This is a genomic window from Paraburkholderia fungorum, assembly GCF_003610895.1.
In the GTDB taxonomy this organism is placed as follows: domain Bacteria; phylum Pseudomonadota; class Gammaproteobacteria; order Burkholderiales; family Burkholderiaceae; genus Paraburkholderia; species Paraburkholderia fungorum_B.
This window is the reverse complement of sequence record NZ_MCAS01000050.1, coordinates 21,634-27,633: the sequence shown is the minus strand read 5'-3', so window position 1 is coordinate 27,633 and position 6,000 is coordinate 21,634. Positions and strand designations below refer to the sequence as shown.

General features: G+C 61.1%; 6 protein-coding genes. 1 reads left to right on the top strand and 5 read right to left on the bottom strand.

What is annotated here, in order from left to right; all coding sequences use genetic code 11:
* The first annotated feature begins 61 nt into the window (after window positions 1-61).
* Window positions 62-1,197, top strand: a protein-coding gene (locus BCY88_RS33435) for an IS3 family transposase (protein ID WP_259461552.1) whose coding sequence is annotated in 2 segments (ribosomal slippage) — window positions 62-320 and window positions 320-1,197 — 1,137 coding nt in all. Because the reading frame shifts where the segments join, the coding sequence is not laid out codon by codon here.
* Window positions 1,198-1,366: 169 nt separating this feature from the next.
* On the opposite strand, the gene BCY88_RS33430 is transcribed toward BCY88_RS33435, so the two are convergent.
* The 5 genes from BCY88_RS33430 to BCY88_RS33410 all read right to left on the bottom strand — a co-directional run bounded on the left by BCY88_RS33430 (window position 1,367) and on the right by BCY88_RS33410 (window position 5,771).
* Window positions 1,367-2,218, bottom strand: a complete 852-nt coding sequence (locus BCY88_RS33430) for an ABC transporter ATP-binding protein (RefSeq protein ID WP_120348393.1) — start codon at window positions 2,216-2,218, stop codon at window positions 1,367-1,369.
* On the bottom strand, window positions 2,218-2,961 hold the full coding sequence (locus BCY88_RS33425) for an ABC transporter permease (protein ID WP_120348392.1): 744 nt from the start codon (window positions 2,959-2,961) through the stop codon (window positions 2,218-2,220). The genes BCY88_RS33430 and BCY88_RS33425 overlap by 1 nt, the downstream gene beginning before the upstream one ends.
* Before the next feature lie 12 nt (window positions 2,962-2,973).
* Window positions 2,974-3,591 (bottom strand): VOC family protein, encoded by a 618-nt coding sequence (locus BCY88_RS33420; protein WP_259461598.1) that lies wholly within the window; start codon window positions 3,589-3,591, stop codon window positions 2,974-2,976.
* Window positions 3,592-3,760: 169 nt separating this feature from the next.
* A complete protein-coding gene (locus BCY88_RS33415) occupies window positions 3,761-4,792 on the bottom strand; it encodes an ABC transporter substrate-binding protein (RefSeq protein ID WP_120348391.1) in 1,032 nt (343 codons plus the stop codon).
* Window positions 4,793-4,850: 58 nt separating this feature from the next.
* Window positions 4,851-5,771, bottom strand: coding sequence for a fumarylacetoacetate hydrolase family protein (locus tag BCY88_RS33410; protein WP_120348390.1), 921 nt, complete (start codon window positions 5,769-5,771; stop codon window positions 4,851-4,853).
* Window positions 5,772-6,000: the final 229 nt, after the last annotated feature.

The window sequence follows — 6,000 nt, the reverse complement described above, 5'->3', positions numbered from 1 at the left end:
TGTAGTGGTCCAATGGTCCTGGACACCTCTAAAGGGGATAATTCTCCAACTGAGGTGAGAGATGAGCAGACGGAACATAACTGACGAATTCAAGGCTGAAGCGGTGCAACTGGTGGTTGCCCAGGGCTATTCATTCTCCAAGGCCTGTGAGGCGCTGGGCGTAGGAGACACGGCCTTGCGGCGATGGGTTGCGCAGTGGCGGGCCGAACAGGCTGAGCCGCCGCGCACTGAGATTCAGGTCAAGGCCGACCAGCGACGCATCCGGGAACTGGAGGCGCGGGTGATCGAGCTCGAAAGGGAGCGCGAGATCCTAAAAAAGTCCACGGCCTTCTTCGTCAAGGAAATGGATCGCTCATCGAAGTGATCCATTCGCTGAAGAAGGCCTGGCCGGTGAGCGTGATGTGCGAGCTGCTGAAGGTGCCTCGAAGCAGCTATTACGCCGTTTCCACACGGCCCGCCAGAGTTGCTGCTGCGCCCGCGCTGCTCAAGGCGGTGCGCGAAATTCACGGCGAAAGCCGCGCCAGCTATGGCAGTCGCAGAATGGCTCAGGCCTTGCAGCAGCGAGGCCACGCGATCGGGCGTTACCGTGCCCGATCGCTGATGCGCGAGGCACAACTGGCGGTGGCGCGACGACGAACGCACCGTTATCGCAAGACTGACGGTGAAGCGCTGGTGGCTCCCAACCTGCTTGAGCGTCGGTTCGAGCCGTCGTCGATCAATCAGGTATGGGCGGGCGATATTACGTACGTGAGAACGCTTCAGGGCTGGTCCTATCTGGCCATCGTGATGGATCTGTATTCACGCCGTATCGTCGGCTGGGCGTTTGCGCAACTGCCCGATACGGTACTGGTTATCAGGGCTTTGCAGCAGGCGCGCGAGCATCGACGGCCGCCACCGGGCCTGATGTTCCACTCGGATCAGGGATGCCAGTACACCAGCGCGCACTTCGTGAACGAGCTGAAGGCAAACGGCATCATCCAGAGCATGAGCAGAAAGGGGAACTGCTGGGATAACGCGCCGGTGGAGCGCTTCTTTAGAAGTCTCAAAAGCGAATGGATCGACGATAAAGGGTACCCCGACCACGCATATGCGGAACGCGACATCGGGGCCTACATCGACGACTTTTATAACTACAGGCGCATCCATTCAGCGGCAGACGGTCTGCCACCGGCACGATACGAAGCTGCACTTTTTTAGAATTCACCTTTCGGGGTGTCCAGGTTTACTTGACCACTACAGTGCCGCCCCGCACAGGGGCAACACTAATAGACCAATAACAAATCAAGGAAAGGCCAAAGAAGCCAGAGCAAGAAAAGGCCAACGCCATATGCAAACACCCAAAGCGCCGCCCAGGCAAAAAAAACCCCTAAAACACCCCCATCAACCTGGAAAGCCCCGAAACATACTCCCCGTACAGGGGATCACCCTTAACCTGATCAGGTTCCCTAGGCCGCGCCAACTCAATCTTCACATCGTGAATCACCCGCCCCGGCCGCTCCGACATCACCAGCACCCGATCAGACAAAAACACCGCCTCATGAATACTATGAGTCACCAGCAAAACAGTCAGCGTGCTCCTCTGCCAGATCCGCAAAAGCTCGACATTCAACCGGTCCCGCGTCAACGCATCCAGCGCGCCGAACGGCTCATCCATCAACATCACCCGTGGCTCGAGCAACAGAATCTGCCCAATCGCGGCCCGCTGCCTCATCCCGCCAGACAGCTCATGCGGATACCGGTCGGCAAACGCCGTCAATCCCAAAGTCTCGAGCAATCCAGGAAGCCGCTCCTCGACCTGCGCCCGCGGCACATTCCGCAACTTGGCGCCCAAGCGGATGTTCGCCCCGACCGTCAGCCAGGGCAGCATGTTGCTCGTCTGAAACACCACGCCAATATCCGGCACAGGCGCGACAATCGGCTCGGCGCCAAGCAGAATCCGTCCACCGTCGGCTGGCACCAGACCCGCCACCATCCGCAGCAACGTGCTCTTGCCACAACCGCTCGGCCCAAGAATCGATACGAACTCGCCCTGGCGAATCTGCATCGACACATCGTCGAGCGCGCTGAACGCCCCCGCCCCACCCCGCGCGGCGAATCGTTTGCCGACCTGCTCGACGGAAATCAGCGCGGGCGCCGCCTCGTCACGATGCAAAGGATGAACCTGTGCGCCGGTTGCCGCGGCGCGCTGCACAATACGCAACTTGTCGACCAGTGCCATCAGACCGTCACTCCTCTCCACCACACGCCGCGCGAAACCAGTTCGACGGCCCAGTAAAACAGCATAGCCAGCACGGTCACCATCAGAATCGCGGCGAACGACAACGCAGTCTGCGCATTCGACGTCGCAAACACGATCAGATGCCCCAGCCCTGACTCCGAACCAATGAACTCGCCGACAATCGCCCCAATGACCGCCAACGGCATTGCGATCTTCAAACCGTCGATCAGCGCGGGTAAGGCGGCGGGCAAACGCAAATACCAGAAGGTCTTCGCCTGCGAGGCACCGAGCGCCCGGAAATGCTCGTCCAGATTGCGCGGCACACCGGCAAGGCCCCCCATCGTCGCGATCACGATCGGGAAGAACGCGAACAGCACGGCCGCCGCCAGCTTCGACGCAAACCCGTAGCCGAACCACACGATCAGCAACGGCGCGAGCGCGATCTTCGGCATGCTCTGCAACGCGGTGACAAGCGGAAACAAAGTGCGCCGCGCGATGCTCGACATGCTCGCGAGCAAGCCGATCGTCAGGCCGCCGACGAGCGCCAGCGCGAAGCCGGCGAACACTTCCCACGCGGTGGCCAGCGTGTCGGAGAGCAACTGCCCACGCATCTCCCAACCGGCTGCAAAGACCTGCGACAGCGCCGGCAGTACATAGTCGCGCGTGCCCGTCCAACGCACGCCGAACTCCCAGATCAGGCCAATCACGATCCAGAACGAGACGGTTTCGATCAATCGCTTCATGAGGGTTCCGAATTATTCGTGATCGGGCGAATCGGTTTTGACGTCTTTCGTCGCGTCTTGCGGCGCACTCGGTGTCGTACCTTGCGCTGCCGCCTGCGCCGATTTTTGCGCCACCAGATGCGGTGGCGGCGGCACGACAAAGCGCTCGAAGCGATACTGGTCGAACGATTCGATCGTGCGCTCCCACACCTGCGGCTCGTGCGCGTCGCGCTCGCCGATCTGCGTCATCTCACAGTACACCTCGACGTTGTTGCCGTCCGGGTCCTTGAAAACGAGGAACAGGTTGTTGCCCGGACCGTGCCGGCCGATGCCGCGTACGATCTCGACACCGTGTTCCTGCAAGACCTTCACCGAGCGCTCCATCTCCTCGTAGCTGTCGATCAGATATGAGAAATGCTCGAGGCCAGGGCGTGAATAGCGCGGCAGATCGTTGAAGTCGGCGGAATCTTTCGGCAGTTGCGCGAGCGCGAGATCGTGATGATCGCTGCCGGCGCGCAGAAACACCATCTGATCGCCGATCCAGTCCGATACTTTAAGGCCCAGCACGTCGGTATAAAACTGCGCGGACTTCTTGATGTCACGCACCATCAGCACCATGTGCCCAAGCCGCTTGGGACGCAAACTGTTCATTGCCTGTCTCCGTTATCGACCAGAGTAAGCGTGTCGGCTGGCGTGAGCCCCATCGCGCTTACTTTGGTCACCTGCAACATCGTTGCGATACGCCCACGTTTCACGTGAGCGGGTTGGAACGAACGCGCCGTTCAAACGATGCGCCGCTCCCGAATAGGTCTACCCGGTTTTATTCGACAAACTGATTCGTATAGAGATCGCCCGCCTTCACCTTCGTGCCGGTACCGAACGCGCGCGATACGAACGCGGCGGTGGCATCCATGCGTGCGGGACGCAGCCAGCCGGTCTTATGCTGCGCGGGATCGTCGGCGATCAGCCCATTGGTTTCGACAATCTGCTGCAACAGGATCGCCTTGTCGAGCACCGGATAGAGCCCGGCAATCGCATCGGCCGCTTCCTGCGGATGCTCGCGCATCAGCGCATAACCGCGATAGGTCGCAGCGACAAAACGCTTGACCACATCGGGATGCTGCGCCACGAAGGTATCGGTCGTGACGATACCGTTGCCCATCATGTCCAGACCGAAATCCCGGTAGAAAACCTTGCCGAGCTGCTGTCCGGCCCGCTTTGCCAACGCGGCCTGCACCGGCAGGCTCGCGCCTTCCCAGCACTCCGACAGGTCGATGCGCTTTTGCAGCAGCGCGGTATTGATCACGGCCGGGTCGAGGCGCACGGTCTTGATCGCATCAGGCGCCATGCCGTTCTGCTTGAGCCACGCGGGCATGATGTTCTGCACCGGCGACGCGCCGCCGCCGCCAAGCGTCATTCCCGACAGATCCTTCAGCGTGTTCACCTTGAAGCCGGGCCGCTCGAGATAACACATCGCACCAGGCCAGCGTGTATTGATCGCGCCGACCATCACCGCATGGCCGCCATGTGCGCGATTCAGCATCACGCTGACCGGGTCGCCGTAACCGAACTCGAACAGACCTTCATCCACTTCATTGACGGTACGCTGGCCGCCATATCCGCGCATCACGTTGACGTCGAGACCCGCGTCGCGGTAATAGCCCTTTGCCTGGGCGAGCAGAATGCCGCCCGTGCTGCCCTGCGGCAGCCACGCCAGATTGACGCGCACTTTATCGGCCGCGTGGGCACTCGTAACAAGCGCCGTGGCGGCCAGCGCCACCGCGCTCAATGCGGCCTGCCGTTTGAGTGGCCGAACCATCCGTCCTAACGCGCGCCGTATCCGCTGCAACATGTCGTATTTCCCGTCTATGAGTGGAGTGAGTGGAAACGCGCCGCGAGCGTGCCGACGCTCAGCCGGCGACCAGCGGATTCTCGATCGACCCGATCCCGTCGATCGATGCGACCATCACGTCCCCCGCCTTCAGGTAAATGCCGCGCCCCATGCCGACGCCGGTCGGCGTACCCGTTGCGATCAGATCGCCCGGCTGCAGCGTGAGGATGGTCGATAGATATTCGATCTGCTCGGCGATGTTGAAAATCATCTCGGACGTGTTGCCGTCCTGCATCATTTCGCCATTCACCGCGAGACGCATGCGCAGATTCTGCGGCTCGGCAATACACGCGCGCGGCACGAACCAGGGGCCGAGTGGACCAAAGGTATCGAAACTCTTGCCGCGAAACCAGTCGTGTTTGAACGGATAGTCGGAGCGGCGATTCAGGTCGCGCGCGCTGACGTCGTTGAGTATCGTGTAGCCGGCAATGTAGTCGTAGGCGTCTTCTTTCGCGATATGGCGGCCGGTCCTGCCGATCACCACGGCCAGCTCCACTTCCCAATCGACCCGCTCCGCGTGCGGCGGAATCACGACGTTGGCAAGCGTCGGCACCACGCTCGTTTCGGCCTTCATGAACATGTACGGCGTGCTCTCTTCACGCGGCGCAAGCTCGGTGCCCATCTCCCGCGCGTGTTCGTAGTAGTTCGACGCCGCCGCAAAAATGCGCCGCGGCTGGTACGGCACGCGCAGCGTATGGCCGGCAAGCGGCGCGACGTCGAGCGTGCCCGCTTCGATGGCCCGCGCCGCCGCTTCGAGCTGCTCGACAGCCGGTGCGCCGCCCGTCTCCCACCCGGCGATCAATGTGCCGACGTCGGCAAGCGGCAGCGCCGAAGCCGTTTGCTGCAACGCCGCCTGCGCGTCGTACAGCTTGTCGCCGACCGCCAGACCGGTGGCCGTGCGGCCGTTCATTTCATAAGTTGCGATACCAAACCAGGTCACGTATTGCCTCGCTTTTTGTGTTTGTAGGGGGTTAGTTAGCTGCGGTCGAGGATTCGATAATTCGTATACATTCAGTCATTTGTGTATTTTTATTAAAATCCTCGTATACACCAATCGGGGCATGAACACGTTCACGCGTACACTGCATGGGCCCAGAGAGGCCGGATATGCGCGGTGGCGATTGAGGCGGTTGGGCCGCTGGCGCATAATGGGGCCGCTTGCTCACGGT

Bases quoted from the DNA above. Each gene is read 5' to 3' on its own strand.
- BCY88_RS33420 (WP_259461598.1), bottom strand. From the start codon at position 3,591: ATGAACAGTTTGCGTCCCAAGCGGCTTGGGCACATGGTGCTGATGGTG.
- BCY88_RS33415 (WP_120348391.1), bottom strand. From the start codon at position 4,792: ATGTTGCAGCGGATACGGCGCGCGTTAGGACGGATGGTTCGGCCACTC.
- BCY88_RS33425 (WP_120348392.1), bottom strand. From the start codon at position 2,961: ATGAAGCGATTGATCGAAACCGTCTCGTTCTGGATCGTGATTGGCCTG.
- BCY88_RS33430 (WP_120348393.1), bottom strand. From the start codon at position 2,218: ATGGCACTGGTCGACAAGTTGCGTATTGTGCAGCGCGCCGCGGCAACC.